This is a genomic window from Pseudomonas sp. 9.2(2024), from assembly GCF_039695385.1.
In the GTDB taxonomy this organism is placed as follows: domain Bacteria; phylum Pseudomonadota; class Gammaproteobacteria; order Pseudomonadales; family Pseudomonadaceae; genus Aquipseudomonas; species Aquipseudomonas paraglycinae.
The window spans coordinates 1082177-1095363 of sequence record NZ_CP155585.1 but is presented as its reverse complement, the minus strand read 5'-3'; the positions used below and the strand labels follow the sequence as shown (position 1 = coordinate 1095363).

Annotated in this window: 15 protein-coding genes; 7 read left to right on the top strand and 8 right to left on the bottom strand. The window is 61.4% G+C overall.

What is annotated here, in order from left to right; translation table 11 throughout:
• Window positions 1–289: 289 nt before the first annotated feature.
• Both ABFB52_RS04785 and ABFB52_RS04780 read left to right on the top strand, forming a co-directional pair.
• Window positions 290–673 (top strand): hypothetical protein, encoded by a 384-nt coding sequence (locus ABFB52_RS04785; protein ID WP_129972404.1) that lies wholly within the window; start codon window positions 290–292, stop codon window positions 671–673.
• A 238-nt stretch (window positions 674–911) separates the two neighbouring features.
• On the top strand, window positions 912–1943 hold the full coding sequence (locus ABFB52_RS04780) for an AraC family transcriptional regulator (RefSeq protein WP_129972405.1): 1032 nt from the start codon (window positions 912–914) through the stop codon (window positions 1941–1943).
• Window positions 1944–2218: 275 nt separating this feature from the next.
• On the opposite strand, the gene ABFB52_RS04775 is transcribed toward ABFB52_RS04780, so the two are convergent.
• The 7 genes from ABFB52_RS04775 to ABFB52_RS04745 all read right to left on the bottom strand — a co-directional run bounded on the left by ABFB52_RS04775 (window position 2219) and on the right by ABFB52_RS04745 (window position 9198).
• Window positions 2219–2587, bottom strand: a complete 369-nt coding sequence (locus ABFB52_RS04775; protein WP_011332360.1) for a glyoxalase superfamily protein — start codon at window positions 2585–2587, stop codon at window positions 2219–2221.
• A 117-nt stretch (window positions 2588–2704) separates the two neighbouring features.
• Complete coding sequence (locus ABFB52_RS04770; RefSeq protein ID WP_129972406.1) at window positions 2705–4162, bottom strand: D-aminoacylase; 1458 nt, start codon at window positions 4160–4162, stop codon at window positions 2705–2707.
• Between the two features lies 1 nt (window position 4163).
• Window positions 4164–5024, bottom strand: a complete 861-nt coding sequence (locus ABFB52_RS04765; RefSeq protein WP_007953817.1) for a MurR/RpiR family transcriptional regulator — start codon at window positions 5022–5024, stop codon at window positions 4164–4166.
• A gap of 15 nt (window positions 5025–5039) precedes the next feature.
• On the bottom strand, window positions 5040–6389 hold the full coding sequence (locus ABFB52_RS04760; RefSeq protein ID WP_129972407.1) for a GntP family permease: 1350 nt from the start codon (window positions 6387–6389) through the stop codon (window positions 5040–5042).
• Between the two features lie 249 nt (window positions 6390–6638).
• Window positions 6639–7532 carry an NAD-dependent epimerase/dehydratase family protein gene (locus ABFB52_RS04755; protein WP_129972408.1) on the bottom strand — a complete coding sequence of 298 codons (894 nt, stop codon included), beginning with the start codon at window positions 7530–7532 and terminating at the stop codon, window positions 6639–6641.
• A 103-nt stretch (window positions 7533–7635) separates the two neighbouring features.
• Window positions 7636–8547: a LysR family transcriptional regulator gene (locus ABFB52_RS04750; protein WP_102718609.1), complete on the bottom strand. Its 912-nt coding sequence runs from the start codon at window positions 8545–8547 to the stop codon at window positions 7636–7638.
• Between the two features lie 60 nt (window positions 8548–8607).
• A complete protein-coding gene (locus ABFB52_RS04745; RefSeq protein WP_129972409.1) occupies window positions 8608–9198 on the bottom strand; it encodes an NAD(P)H-dependent oxidoreductase in 591 nt (196 codons plus the stop codon).
• Window positions 9199–9401: 203 nt separating this feature from the next.
• Between ABFB52_RS04745 and ABFB52_RS04740 the strand changes: the two genes are divergently transcribed.
• Window positions 9402–9716, top strand: coding sequence for a putative quinol monooxygenase (locus tag ABFB52_RS04740; protein WP_129972410.1), 315 nt, complete (start codon window positions 9402–9404; stop codon window positions 9714–9716).
• On the opposite strand, the gene ABFB52_RS04735 is transcribed toward ABFB52_RS04740, so the two are convergent.
• The gene (locus tag ABFB52_RS04735; protein ID WP_129972411.1) at window positions 9706–10470 is read right to left on the bottom strand and encodes a sulfite exporter TauE/SafE family protein; all 765 of its coding nucleotides are present in this window, start codon (window positions 10468–10470) and stop codon (window positions 9706–9708) included. The genes ABFB52_RS04740 and ABFB52_RS04735 overlap by 11 nt on opposite strands.
• 82 nt (window positions 10471–10552) lie before the next feature.
• Here ABFB52_RS04735 and ABFB52_RS04730 point away from each other — a divergent pair, with 82 nt between their 5' ends.
• The 4 genes from ABFB52_RS04730 (at window position 10553) to ABFB52_RS04715 (ending at window position 13140) form a co-directional block, all read left to right on the top strand.
• A complete protein-coding gene (locus ABFB52_RS04730; RefSeq protein ID WP_129972412.1) occupies window positions 10553–11434 on the top strand; it encodes a LysR family transcriptional regulator in 882 nt (293 codons plus the stop codon).
• Window positions 11435–11479: 45 nt separating this feature from the next.
• Window positions 11480–12055 carry an NAD(P)H-dependent oxidoreductase gene (locus tag ABFB52_RS04725; protein WP_085746848.1) on the top strand — a complete coding sequence of 192 codons (576 nt, stop codon included), beginning with the start codon at window positions 11480–11482 and terminating at the stop codon, window positions 12053–12055.
• A 51-nt stretch (window positions 12056–12106) separates the two neighbouring features.
• Window positions 12107–12484 carry a MerR family transcriptional regulator gene (locus tag ABFB52_RS04720; protein WP_085746847.1) on the top strand — a complete coding sequence of 126 codons (378 nt, stop codon included), beginning with the start codon at window positions 12107–12109 and terminating at the stop codon, window positions 12482–12484.
• Window positions 12485–12630: 146 nt separating this feature from the next.
• Window positions 12631–13140 carry a flavin reductase gene (locus tag ABFB52_RS04715; protein WP_129972413.1) on the top strand — a complete coding sequence of 170 codons (510 nt, stop codon included), beginning with the start codon at window positions 12631–12633 and terminating at the stop codon, window positions 13138–13140.
• Window positions 13141–13187 lie beyond the last annotated feature (47 nt).

Sequence of the window (13187 nt, the reverse complement as noted above, 5' to 3'; positions counted from 1 at the left end):
CGTTGCCTACGGCTACGCCAGAATCCGCCGGCTTGTGCGCCTTGGGCTGGCTGCGTAATTTGATTGCGTCACTGATTTCCAGTGATCGAACTTAGCGGTTCGGAATGTCCCCTACGGTTGCACATGTCGAATCCAGTCAGGCGCCAGCCTGCACTTGATGGTGGCTGTGCGCATGGCACCTTCGGGTGCGCCGGGTTGTGGGTGACTACCGGTCCGCTAACTTGCGCACAGCTGCCACCCTTTTGCTTAGCGGCGAAAAGGTGCAGCCTCAACCAGAGGTTAGTCACCCATGTTCAAGGTAACGCCAAACCCACCGCTCACCGATCCCACAATCATCCCGGATCCGGCATCCCCCTACGAATGCCCCGGCTCGAAACGTTTCAATGAAGCCGCCGAACGCGCCCTCGATTATCACCTGGGCCCACTCAGCGCCCACATCATGGCCGCGCCCTACAAACCCAACACCCTCTACCAGGCTCACCCCGAAGCCGACACCGAATCCCTGCTGGTGGACGCCAGCGAATCCCTCGGCTCCGCCACCGTCATGCTCAACAATCATGTGGCGCTGGTCGAAGGCAGCCACCGTAAGACCCTGCAAGGCATCGCCCAGATCGTGATGATCGCCGAACTGGCCGTTAACCGTGCGCTGGACAAGGTCGTGCCGACGGACTGATGCGGGAGGTGGCGAGTGCGGTGTGCTCGCCGCTTCTTACTGATCGTTCAATGACAAAGCCCGTAGGACGCGGACTTTGTCACAAAGACTTAAGGCTCGTCTCGCTCAAATCCCCCAAGGGTTGATCACCTCCTCCTCAAAGTCGCGCAAGCGTCAGCCATTTACTTTATTCGCGGATTCAAATTACCTTTCAGAGCGCTCATCCGCCCCCGGCGGCCTCGATCAAGAGGATTCGGTCATGCAATCGCTCGGCTTCACCTCCGTCCCACCGCTGCTCAAGTACCTGCGCCATGCCGAACATCTGGGCCTGGCCATCGAGCCTGCGTTGGCGGCGGCCGGGTTGCAGGCGCAGCAGTTGAGCGACAACAGTCTGCGCTTGCCGGGGGAAACCCATGAGCGGTTGCTCGATTACTTTTGCGAACACTCGGGCGATCCGCTGTTCGGCCTCAACGCGGCGAATTTCGTCCTGCCCAACTCGTGGAGCGTGCTGGGTTACATCACCATGAATTGCGCGACATTGGGCGATGCCATGAGCCGCATCATGCCGTTCGAAAAACTGGTGGGCGACATGGGCGTCAGCCGCGCCGAGGTACACGACAGCCACGTACACCTGATCTGGAGCTGTCGCTTTGAGCGGCCGCGGATTCGCCGGCATCTGGTGGAAAACGTACTCGGCTCCTGGCTGCAATACGCGCGCTGGATCGCCGACACCCAACTGTCGCCGGCCGCCGTGTGGCTGGAACACTCGATCCCGGCGGACACGACGCTGGCGCAGTACGAACAGTTTTTTGAATGCCCGGTGCTGTTCGATCAGGCGTATTCAGCGCTGATCGTGCCGTTGCCGTATTTGCAGTTGCCGTTGCGCCAGGCCGATGCACATTTGCTGCGCACCCTGGAAGAACACGCACAAAGTCTGATGGCGACACTGGAGGATGCGTCGCTGGAGCAGCGGGTCAAAAGCATCCTGCGCCAGTTGCTCAAGGAAGGCCTGCCGCGCAAGGAACAAGTGGCCGAACATCTCGCCGTGTCGGTACGCACGCTGCAACGCCAGTTGCATCAGGCCGGCACGTCGTATCAGCAGATCCTCGATGAACTGCGCCAGGAACTGGCCGAGCATTACCTGCTCAACAGCACTTTGCCGATTCAGGACATCGCCCAGTATCTGGGCTTCAGCGAATCACGCTCCTTTCACCGCGCCTTCAAGAGCCGACGCGGGATGCCGCCCGGTGAGTTTCGGCAGACTCACCGGGTTAGTGGTGGTGGCGAGTAAGAGTACGGCTCACAGCAGTCCCCTCACCCCAGCCCTCTCCCGGAGGGAGAGGGAGCCGACCGCAATATGCTCATGATCTACGCCGACCTGAAAGAGCTTCTGTGAATCCATAATCGAGAGGGAGCCGACCGCGAAATACTCACGATCTACGCCGAACTGAAAACGCTTCTGTGAATCCATAATCGCCACGATCTTTCAGGTCGATGCATGACGATAGACACCTCGGTCAGTCCCCTCTCCCCTTGGGAGAGGGTTAGGGTGAGGGGGCTTTTGGCTCAGAGGCTGATCGCGTTGGTGAACACCAGACGATTGCCGAACGGATCGGCGATGGTCATGTCCTGGCTGCCCCAGGGCATGGCCTGAATCTGTGGATGCGAAAACTTGTATTCCTTGGCCAGCAACTGCTGCTGAAACGCCTCCAGTTCATCGGTCTCGATCCGCAGGGCCGAACCCGGTGTTGCATCGCCGTGGTGTTCGGACAAATGCAGCACGCACTCGCCGCGCGAGACCTGCAGGTACAACGGGAAACCGGGTTCGAAACGATGCTGCCAATCGATCTTGAAGCCGAGGAAGTCGACGTAGAATTCCACGGCCTTGGCTTCATCGAAAATCCGCAGGATCGGGGTGGTTTTGCCGAAGCTCATGGGTTGCTCCCTGACTGATTGGCCCCGGAGTGTAGCCGGGGTGGATGTCAGCAATTCGGCTTGGTGATGGCTTTCTTTAATTGCAATGTGCCATCACCGTGACGCAGTCAGCAAAATTCAACGAAAGCCGTCGCGCAGATCGCCCTGGCGCGCGAGGAACCGCCCTGGTCTCTGGCCGTTGGCCTGACCGTCGCGGTAACTCAACACGCCATTGATCCACACGCCATCAATGCCTTGCGCGGCACGTTGCGGGTCGTTGAAATCCGCCACGTCACGCACGGTCGCCGGGTCGAACAACACCAAATCCGCCCAGTGGCCCTCACGAATTTCGCCCCTTTCCTTCAAGCCGAAACGCGCCGCCGACAGACCGGTCATCTTGTGCACGGCGGTGTGCAGCGGAAACAGGCCGACATCACGACTGAAATGTCCGAGCACCCGTGGGAAAGCGCCCCACAGGCGCGGGTGCGGGAACGGGTCTTCCGGCAGGCCGTCGGAGCCGACCATCGACAGCGGATGAGCAAGGATACGGCGCACGTCGTTCTCGTCCATCCCGTAATACACCGCGCCCGCCGGTTGCAGACGCTTGGCGGCATCGAGTAACGACAGGTTCCATTCGGCGGCGATGTCCATCAGGTCGCGACCGCCCATTTCCGGATGCGGCGTCGACCAGGTGATGGTGATGCGGTGGGCGTCGGTGACTTGCTTCAGATCCAGAGTCGAAGAACTCGCTGCATACGGATAGCAATCGCAGCCGACCGGGTGAGTTTTCGCCGCCTCTTCCAGCGAAGCGAGCAACTGCGGACTGCGGCCCCAGTTACCGGCACCGGCGCATTTGAGATGGGAAATGATTACCGGCGATTGGGCGTGGCGTCCGATACGGAAAGCCTCGTCCATCGCCTCCAGCACCGGTTCGAATTCACTGCGCAGGTGGGTGGTGTACACCGCGCCGAACGCATTCAGTTCTTCGGTCAGTTGCATGACTTCATCGGTGGATGCCGAGAACGCGCTCGCATACGCCAGACCTGTGGATAAACCGAGGGCGCCCGCCTCCAGGCTTTCACGCAACTGCTCGCGCATCGCGCTGATTTCATCGTCAGTCGCGGTGCGGAACAGATCATCGAGGTGATTGCTGCGCAGCGCCGTATGCCCGACCAGTGCCGCGACGTTCAGCGTGGTGTTGGCCGCTTCAACCGCAGCCCGATAATCGCTGAAGCGCGGATAGACGAACGCCGCCGCCGAGCCGAGCAGGTTCATCGGATCCGGCGGATCGCCGCGCAAACTGACCGGCGCCGCGCTGATCCCGCAGTTACCGACAATCACTGTGGTCACGCCCTGGCTGAGCTTGGGCAGCATCTGCGGCTGGCGGATCACCACGGTATCGTCGTGGGTGTGCACGTCGATGAAACCCGGCGCCAGCACACGGCCGGCGGCGTCGATTTCATCGGTGGCGCGGGCATCGCCCAAGTCGCCGATCTGCGCGATGCGGCCATCGAGGATCGCCACGTCGGCGGCGTAACCGGGGCTGTTGCTGCCGTCGATGACCAGCGCGTTGCGAATCAGGGTGTCGTACAGCATGTCAGTCTCCCAGCGGCAGGTGATCGTCGCCGCCACGGTATTCGTCGAGGGCGAGTTTGATCCGCCGCAGACGTTCTTGATTGTCTTCAGGATTGGCCAGCGCAAGCTCGGTGGCCAGCACGTCGATGGCGAGCAGCATGCCGTAGCGCGCCGCCGTCGGTTTGTAGATGAACGAGGTCTCGGCGCCTTGCAGCGGCAGGACGATGTCGGCCAGTTCCGCCAGTGGCGAGTCGGCGCGGGTGATGGCGAGAATCCGTGCACCGTAGTTGCGCGCCAGCGCCACGGTCTCCAGCAACTCCGGGGTGATGCCGGTCAGCGAACAGACGATCACTACCTGCTCGGCGCTGAGGCTGGCGGCGGTGACACGCATCATCACGGCGTCGTGGCACACCGCAATCGGGTAGCCGAGGCGCACCAGCCGCACCTGCAACTCATCGCTGCACAGGGTCGAGCAACCGCCGATGCCGAAGGCGTGGATCATCCGCGCCTGGCCCAGCAGTTTCACCGCATCGGCGAAGCGCGATTCGTCGAACGCCGCCAGATGCTGGCGCAGGGTGGTTTCGATATCGCCGACGATCTGCCCGTAAAACGCCGACTGCTCGGGCGTGCCCGCCGGGTCGAGGAAACGGCTGCCAACACCACTGGCCTGGGCCAGTTGCAGGCGCAGGTCGCGCAAGTCGCGGCAACCGACCGTGCGGGCAAAGCGCGACAGCGTGGCGGTGCTGACTTCGGCCCGCTGCGCCAGCTCTTCGAGGCTGGCGGAGGCGGCAAATCCTACGTCGTCGAGCATCAGACGGGCGATGCGTCCTTCACCGGCGCTGAAGGAATCCTGACGGGCGCGGATCTGATAAAGGATGTCCATGGCGGATAACTCCGACTACAGCAGGTAAGAAAGACCGACGGTCAGGGCGAAAGCGACAATCGAGATCAGGGTTTCCAGCACCGTCCAGGTTTTGAACGTCTGGGCCACGGTCATGTTGAAGTATTCCTTGATCAGCCAGAAGCCGCCGTCGTTGACGTGGGAAAAGATAACCGAGCCCGCGCCGGTCGCCAGCACCAGCAGTTCCGGGTGTGGATAACCCAGACCGATGGCCACTGGCGCCACTACGCCGGAAGCCGTGGTCATGGCGACGGTGGCCGAACCGGTGGCGATGCGCATCAACGCGGCGAACAGCCAGCCCAGGATCAGCGGCGACAGGTGAAATTCGTGAGCGAGGCCGACGATCTGATCGGTGACGCCGGCGTCCACCAGAATCCGGTTCAGACCGCCACCGGCGCCCACCAGCAAGGTAATGCTGGCGGTCGGCGCCAGGCATTCGTTGGTGAATTTGAGGATCGATTCGCGGTTGAAACCCTGCGCAATGCCGAGCGTCCAGAAGCTCAACAGCGTCGCCAGCAACAGCGCGATCACCGAGTTGCCGATGAACAACAGGAACTGATTGAAAGCGCTGCCCGGGGTGGAAATCAGGTTGGCCCAGCCGCCGATCAGCATCAGCACCACCGGCAACAGAATGGTCGCCATGGTGATGCCGAAACCCGGCAGGCTGTCGCGGGGTTCGCGTTCGAGGAATTGTTTTTCCAGCGGGTTATCCGCCGGCAACTGAATGCGCGGCACAATGAACTTGGCGTATAGGGGGCCGGCAATGATCGCCGTCGGAATGCCGATGGCAATCGCGTACAGCAAGGTCTGCCCGACCGACGCCTGATACGCCTGCACCGCCAGCATCGCCGCCGGGTGCGGCGGCACCAGCGCATGCACCACGGAGAGACCGGCAACCATCGGCAGGCCGACCATCAGAATCGACACGCCGACCCGCCGCGCCACGGTAAAGGCAATCGGCACCAGCAACACGAAACCGACTTCGAAAAACAGCGGCAGCCCCACCAGAAACGCAATGCACACCATCGCCCAGTGCGCGTTCTTCTCGCCAAAGCGCTCGATCAACGTGCGCGCCATCTGCTCGGCGCCACCGGACTCGGCCATCATCTTGCCGAGCATCGTCCCCAGCGCCACCACCAGCGCAATGTGCCCCAGCGTCTTGCCCACCCCGGCCTCATACGCCCCCACCACGCCGGACGGCGGCATCCCCGCCACCAGCGCCAGGCCGATGGAAATCAGGGTGATGACAATGAACGGATTGAGCCGGTAACGGGCGATCAGAACGATCAGGGCGATGATGGCAACGGCGGCGTACACCAGCAGCCAATAGCCGAAGGAGGGTGTCATGCGGTACTCCTCGAAAGGGTCACGTTCGAATGGGTTGTGAAACTCATAAATCATTTCGAGATCGAGTTTTCAAACGCCGTGAAAGTTATTTTCGTGGAGGGATAAGGGTTGTCGTTTTTGGATATGTCTTGTCGCGAATAATGAAAATCGAAGGGTGGGATTTTCATAATCCTCGGGCACAAAAAAAACGGTGAAAACAAGCAAGCTTGCTTCCACCGGTCTCGGGAACGTCACCTTTTCAGCGTGAACTCACACCATTTCGTTACGAATCCATTCAACCACCGACGTGCGCTTCGGCGCCCAGCCCAGCTGTTCGCGGGCATGTTTGCCGCGTACGCGGCTGTTGGAGCCGAGGCCGTAGTTGGCCATTTCGTAGCCCCACTCGGCTTCGGCGTCTTTCAGTGGCCAGTCTTGTGGCTCGCCGAGGTTCAGGGCCTGGGCCATGGCGGTGGTCATGTCGATGAACGACGCTTCGCCGCTTTCGACGAAGTAGAAGGTGCCCGGAACGTTTTTGGTCAGGGCCAGCAGGTACAGCGCCACCACGTCTTCGATGTGCACGTTGGACCAGATGTTCTGACCGGTGCCGACGTGACGCACAACGCCGCTTTTGCGCGCCTGTTTCAGCAGGCGCGGCAGTTGCACGCTGTCGCGATTGACGCCCAGGCTGTGGCCGTAGATCAGGGTGTTGCAGATGACGGCCGAGTTCACGCCGTCCTGCGCCGCGGCGAGGATCAGGTTGTCGATGGCCACCCGTGCGGCTTTGTCGACAGTCGGCTCCGGCAGGTTGTCTTCGAAGTAGATGACATCGCTGGATTTGCCGCCCGACGCATCGCCGACGATGCTCGAACCGCTGGTGTGCAGGAACACTTTGTTCGAGCCGCGCAGGGCATCGAGCAAGGCTTCGACCGCGCCGCGATGATCGCTGCTGGCGGCGTTGATCACGGCGTCGGCGGCGCGGGCCTGTTCGGCCAGCAGCGTTTGGTCGTCGAGGGTGCCGATGACCGGGGTGATGCCCAGTGCTTTCAGCTCATTGGCCTGTTCCGCGCTGCGTACAAGACCGGTGACGGTGTGGCCGGCCTGGACCAGGTCGGTGGCGATGGAGCCGCCGATAAAACCGGCAGCGCCGGTGACGAATACGTTCATGGAGAAACTCCCTGCGTGAGTAAGTGATGCAACGAGTATCGACCGGCAAGCCCGGTGGAAAAACCCGCCCCCAACCAAATCACTGTTGCGCAGGGGTCACGAATCAGCCTTTGAAATCGGCGCTGGCGTAAGCCGCGAGTTTGCTCTGGATGAAGTCGAGGAAACACTGAATGCGCAGCGCCAACTGCGAGTTGCGGTAGTACACCGCGTTGATCGGCTGGCGATAACCGCTGTTGAATTCCGCCAGCAACACCTTGAGGCGACCTGCGCGAATGTCGTCGATGGTCATGAAATGCGAGAGGCAGGCGATGCCCTGGCCTTCCAGTGCGAGATGACGAACCGTCTCGCCGCTGGAGGCGCTGATTGCCGGGGTGATCGGCCAACGGTCACCGTGAACGTAACGCAGCGGCCACTGGTTGAGGCCTTCGTTCTGGGTGAAGCCAAGCAAGGTGTGCTCGCTCAAATCGGCCACTTCCTGCGGCGCGCCGTGCTTCTCAAGGTACTCGGGGCTGGCGACGATCAACAGCGGACTGCACCCCAGCGAACGGGCGTGCAACGTCGAATCGGCGAGGGTGCCGATGCGGATGGCGACGTCGGTGCTTTGTTCCAGCAGGTCAATGATCAGGTCGTTGCTGTTGAGTTCGAGCTGGATGTCCGGGTACAGCCGGCGGAATTCGTCGATGTACGGCACGACGGCGTGGAGCATGAACGGCGACGCGGCGTTAATTCGCAGTCGTCCTGATGGCGTCTGCTGACGTGAAGAGAGGCGCTCTTCGAGTTGATCCATCTGGTCGAGGATCAGCTTGGCCTGTTCGAAGAAATACTTGCCCTCCTCGGTCAGGTCCATGCGCCGTGTGGTGCGGTTGATCAGCGTGGTGTCGAGCTTGGCTTCCAGCCGCGACAGCGTGCGGCTGACCGCCGACGGCGTCTGTCCGACCTGCTCGGCGGCGGCGGAGATCGAACCGCATTCGATCACGCAGACGAAAATCTGCAACTCATCGGATCTGGCTTTCACGGATGTCCTCGAATCGAAAGGCCTGCTGCGCAAGCTCAGGCCTTCGATAGTAGCCGAGCGTCAGGCCTTGAGGCCAAACACCTCGGTCAGATGCTGCTCGTAACGCGCCACATCCGCTTCGATGTTCGGACGTTTCATCACGTCCACGCAGAGGAAGGTCGGCAGGCCGGTCATGCCGAGGAACTCGTTGGCCTTGTGGAACGGGAAGTACACCGCGTCCACGCCTTTGGCTTCGAAGAAGTCGGTCGGGTCATCGAACGCCTGTTGCGGTGCGTTCCAGGTCAGCGACAGCATGTACTGCTTGCCCTGGATCAGACCGCCGCTGCCGTACTTCTGCGAAGCATCCGAACGGGTGCGGCCGTCGCTGGCGTAGAGGCTGCCGTGGCCTTCGGTGAAGACTTCGTCGATGTACTTTTTCACGGTCCACGGCGCGCCCATCCACCAGCCCGGCATCTGATAAATGATCACGTCGGCCCAGAGGAATTTGGCGACTTCTTCGGCGACGTCGTAACCCTCGTCAATGAAGGTGGTCTTGACGTCGACACCGCCACGATCCAGCACGCTCAGCGCGGCTTCGTGCAAGGTGGTGTTGTAACGACCGTCGGAGTGGGCGAATTTTTTACCGCCATTGAGCAACAGCACTTTTTTCATGGGAGAGCCTCGATCGGATTCCGATGCGCAGCGCAGAGCGCTGGATGGAGAAGGGGAAAAATTGAATGGCGGCAGATTAGCGATGCGCCTCGCGCGGAATAAGCACCGGTTGCGCAAAATTCATTTGAGTAAAACGCACGAATCGAATGCCGATTGTTGCCGTAGGATTGGCCGCCATCTGAATCTGAATGGAGTTTTTTGCGATGAGCGAACGCCAGGGTTTCATCCTGCACGCCAAGACCCGCCCGGAAAAAGCCGAGGCCTTCGAAGCGTTTTTCCGCGCCTACGTCGAACCGAGCCGCGCCGAACCCGGCTGCATCGAGTACCACATGCTGCGCGACAAGGAAGACCCGAGCCTGTTCATCTTCTACGAGATCTGGGAAAGCCAGGCGCATCTGGACGTGCACTCGAACCTGCCGCACATGCAGCAGTTCCTGGCCCAGCGTATGGAATACCTGGAGCGGGATTTCGATATCCGCCCGATTGAAATGCTCAGCGCCTCGTCCGCTAACCGCTGACCAGCAGATGGGCGCCGAGCGCGCCCAGACCGATGAAGAACACCCGCCTGAACAGCACGGCGCTGATGCGCTGTCGCAGCCATTGCCCGAGCCACATGCCGAGCACTGCCGGGATCAGCGCCAGCAGTGAGGCGCTCAGTTCTGCGCCGCCAAGTGAGCCGCGCCAGAGCAACCCACCGGCCAGCGCCAGAGTCGACACGGTGAAGGACAGGCCCAGCGCCTGCACCAGTTCATCGCGGCTCAAGCCCAGGGCCTGCATGTACGGAACGGCGGGAATCACGAACACACCAGTAGCCGAAGTGATGACGCCGGTGATCACGCCACACAGCGGGCCGAGCCACGTTTCATGGCGGCGACTGACACTCAGCGTCGGCAGAAACAATCCACTCAACGCATAGAGCAACAGCGCCGCGCCGAGCCCGCGCACCACCCAATGCCCGCCGGCCATGCCGATCCACAAAGTGCCGACCGCCGTGCCGAAGAAGATCGCCAGCAGCATAGGCCACAGCCGTTTCACCAGCCCCTGCAAATGCCCGCCGAACGCCAATTGCCAGACGTTGGTGAGCGTCGCCGGGATGATCAGCAACGCCGCAGCCTGCGACGGTGCCATAGCCAGACCGAGCAAACCCATGGCGACGGTGGGCAGGCCGAGACCGATCACGCCCTTGATCATGCCGGCGACGACGAAGGTCGCAATCACCAGCAATGAAAGGGTCAGACCGAGGTTTTGATAGAAATCTGCGAGTGCGTTCATGGCGATACTGTGCGCCTGCGCGGATGAACTGAAAATCTGTCATACACTGAGGCAGCCTCTCTCTCAGCAAGAGCCACGCGTCATGCACTTCGACCTCACCGACCTGCGCCTGTACCTGCACATCCTCGACAGCGGCAACATCACCGCCGGTGCTGCACGCAGTCATCTTTCGCTGGCGGCGGCCAGTGCGCGGATCCGGGCGATGGAAGCGTCGCTGGGCACCGAGCTTCTTGAGCGCGGGCGCCGTGGTGTCAGACCGACGCCGGCCGGCAAGGCACTGGCGCAACATGCGCGGGTGTTGCTGCAACAGGCCGAACGCCTGCAACAGGATCTGGCCGAGTACGCCCGCGGCGTCAAAGGTCAGGTGCGGTTGCTGTGCAACACCACGGCACTCAGCGAATACCTGCCGGAGGTGCTGGCGGATTTCCTGCGCGAGCACCCAAACCTCGACATCGATCTGCGGGAACTGCCCAGCGCCCGCATCACCCATGCCTTGCGTCAGGGCGCAGCGGATCTGGGCATTGTGTCCGACGCGATCGACACCACCGACTTGCAGACCCGAGCCTTTCGCGATGATCCGCTGGTGCTGATTCTGCCGCTGGAACATCCGCTGTCTGACGCGACCGAAGTCAGTTTCAGCGACGCTCTGCGCCATGACTTCGTCGGGCTGCAGGCCGACAGCGCTTTGGCGATTTACCTGGAAGAGCAGGCGCTGCACAACGGCTCGCGGATGCAGATCCGCATCCGTGCTGATGGTTTCGACGGCGTGATGCGCATGGTGGCCCGAGGTGCCGGTCTGGGCATCGTGCCGCTGGCGGCGGTTCAGCGCGCCACGCCGCAAGCCTTCAAGACCCTGCCGATGAATGAAGGCTGGGCCAGGCGCAAGCTGTTGCTGTGTGCCCGGGACTTCTCCGCCCTCCCCGCCTATGCCCGCGCCTTGCTCGACGCCTTGACTCTGCCCTGAGGGGCAGACTTTACCCTTGGGGTTTCTTCTTCAAGGACAGTGATTATGGGCAAGCGGATTCTGCTGATTCTCGGCCATCCATCCAGCGAAAGTTTTTGCGCGGCACTGGCCGGACGCTATTTGGAATCGGCCCGCGAGGTCGGGCATGAGGTGCGACAACTGCCCCTCGGCCAGCTCGATTTCGACCCGGTCCTGCGCGACGGCTACAGCCGAGCCCAGACACTTGAACCGGATCTGCTCCAGGCTCAGGCCGACCTGCTGTGGGCCGAACATCTGACGCTGGTGTACCCGATCTGGTGGGGTGGAATTCCGGCGCTGCTCAAAGGTTTTTTCGACCGGGTCCTGCTCCCCGGCTTCGCGTTCAAATATCGCGAGGGCAAAGCGTTTCCCGACAAACTCCTGCACGGTCGCAGCGCCCATTTGCTGGTCACCATGGACACGCCGCCCTGGTATTACCGCTGGATCTATCGCATGCCCGGCCTGCACGAAGTGCGCAAGAACACATTGGCGTTCTGCGGGATCGAACCGCGCCGGACGCTGACCTTCGGGCCAGTGCTCGGCGCCAGCGACCATCAACGCGAAACCTGGCTGAAGCAGGCCGGATCGATTGCCCGCCATTGAGTTTTCCGCTATTGGTGCGCATGCCCGCTGACGGAGAAAAGGGATTTGCACATGTACATCGGCCAGGCCGCACAGCGTTCGGGAACCACGATCAAGACCATCCGCCATTACGAGTCGATCGGCCTGCTGCCCGAGGCCCGGCGCCAGGGCAAATACCGGGTTTACGACCCGCAGACGGTCGAACTGCTGAGCTTTATCAAATGCGCGCAGGCGCTGGGTTTTCGCCTCAGGGAATTGCAGGCGATCTTTGCCGGCCAGCCCGAACTGACGCCTTATGAAAAAGCCCGCCGCGCGATTGCCGGCAAGCAACAGGAGATCGCGGCGCAGCTGTTGAAACTCAGCCGACAGCAAGAGGAATTGAGCGCGCTGGAGGCCAGTCTTGAACACGCGCAACAGCAATGCCTGTCGAGCGTATCGACCACAAAATAAGCACAAGGAATAGCTTGCAAGGTACGTATACATACGTACTATATCGCCAGAGCGAACGTGTTGCCCGATACCCGTTTTCGCACAACGACAACGGACAAGGAAGAACGGATCGGCTCCATTAAACCTACATGGAATGAGGTGACGCGATGGTTGATTCAACGGAGTTTCGTAATGCAATGGCGATGCTGGGGAGTGCCGTCACCATCGTCACGACCGATGGCCCTGCGGGGCGATTCGGCTTTACTGCATCGGCGGTGTGCAGCGTGACGGATTCACCGCCCACGCTGCTGGTGTGCGTCAATCGCTCGTCGTCCAATCACGAGCATTTCAAGACCAATGGCGTGCTGTGCGTGAACGTCCTGACCGGCGATCACCAGTCGACGTCGGGGGCGTTCGCCAATCGGCAGTTGAGCATGCAGGAGCGTTTTTCCAGCGTGAATTGCCGGACCCTGAAAACCGGTTCACCGGTGATCGAAGAAGCGCTGGTCAGCCTCGATTGCCGGGTCAGCAAGGTCGACGAGGTCGGCACCCACAGCATCTTCTACTGTGAAATCCTCGAACTGCAGCAGCACAGCGAGGCCACGGAAGGCCTGGTCTATTTCAACCGCAGTTACTACCGTCTGAACGACGAACTGCGCCTGGCACCCGAGCAGTGATCCAGACACCCGCCGGCCTCGGCTGACGCTGGCCGGCGGGTCATGAC

Excerpts from the sequence above, each read along its gene's own strand:
- ABFB52_RS04755 (WP_129972408.1), bottom strand. The coding sequence starts at position 7,532 with ATGAACGTATTCGTCACCGGCGCTGCCGGTTTTATCGGCGGCTCCATC.
- ABFB52_RS04775 (WP_011332360.1), bottom strand. The coding sequence starts at position 2,587 with ATGAGCTTCGGCAAAACCACCCCGATCCTGCGGATTTTCGATGAAGCC.
- ABFB52_RS04760 (WP_129972407.1), bottom strand. The coding sequence starts at position 6,389 with ATGACACCCTCCTTCGGCTATTGGCTGCTGGTGTACGCCGCCGTTGCC.
- ABFB52_RS04770 (WP_129972406.1), bottom strand. The coding sequence starts at position 4,162 with ATGCTGTACGACACCCTGATTCGCAACGCGCTGGTCATCGACGGCAGC.
- ABFB52_RS04720 (WP_085746847.1), top strand. The coding sequence starts at position 12,107 with ATGTACATCGGCCAGGCCGCACAGCGTTCGGGAACCACGATCAAGACC.
- ABFB52_RS04765 (WP_007953817.1), bottom strand. The coding sequence starts at position 5,024 with ATGGACATCCTTTATCAGATCCGCGCCCGTCAGGATTCCTTCAGCGCC.
- ABFB52_RS04740 (WP_129972410.1), top strand. The coding sequence starts at position 9,402 with ATGAGCGAACGCCAGGGTTTCATCCTGCACGCCAAGACCCGCCCGGAA.
- ABFB52_RS04745 (WP_129972409.1), bottom strand. The coding sequence starts at position 9,198 with ATGAAAAAAGTGCTGTTGCTCAATGGCGGTAAAAAATTCGCCCACTCC.
- ABFB52_RS04735 (WP_129972411.1), bottom strand. The coding sequence starts at position 10,470 with ATGAACGCACTCGCAGATTTCTATCAAAACCTCGGTCTGACCCTTTCA.
- ABFB52_RS04785 (WP_129972404.1), top strand. The coding sequence starts at position 290 with ATGTTCAAGGTAACGCCAAACCCACCGCTCACCGATCCCACAATCATC.
- ABFB52_RS04715 (WP_129972413.1), top strand. The coding sequence starts at position 12,631 with ATGGTTGATTCAACGGAGTTTCGTAATGCAATGGCGATGCTGGGGAGT.
- ABFB52_RS04725 (WP_085746848.1), top strand. The coding sequence starts at position 11,480 with ATGGGCAAGCGGATTCTGCTGATTCTCGGCCATCCATCCAGCGAAAGT.
- ABFB52_RS04730 (WP_129972412.1), top strand. The coding sequence starts at position 10,553 with ATGCACTTCGACCTCACCGACCTGCGCCTGTACCTGCACATCCTCGAC.
- ABFB52_RS04780 (WP_129972405.1), top strand. The coding sequence starts at position 912 with ATGCAATCGCTCGGCTTCACCTCCGTCCCACCGCTGCTCAAGTACCTG.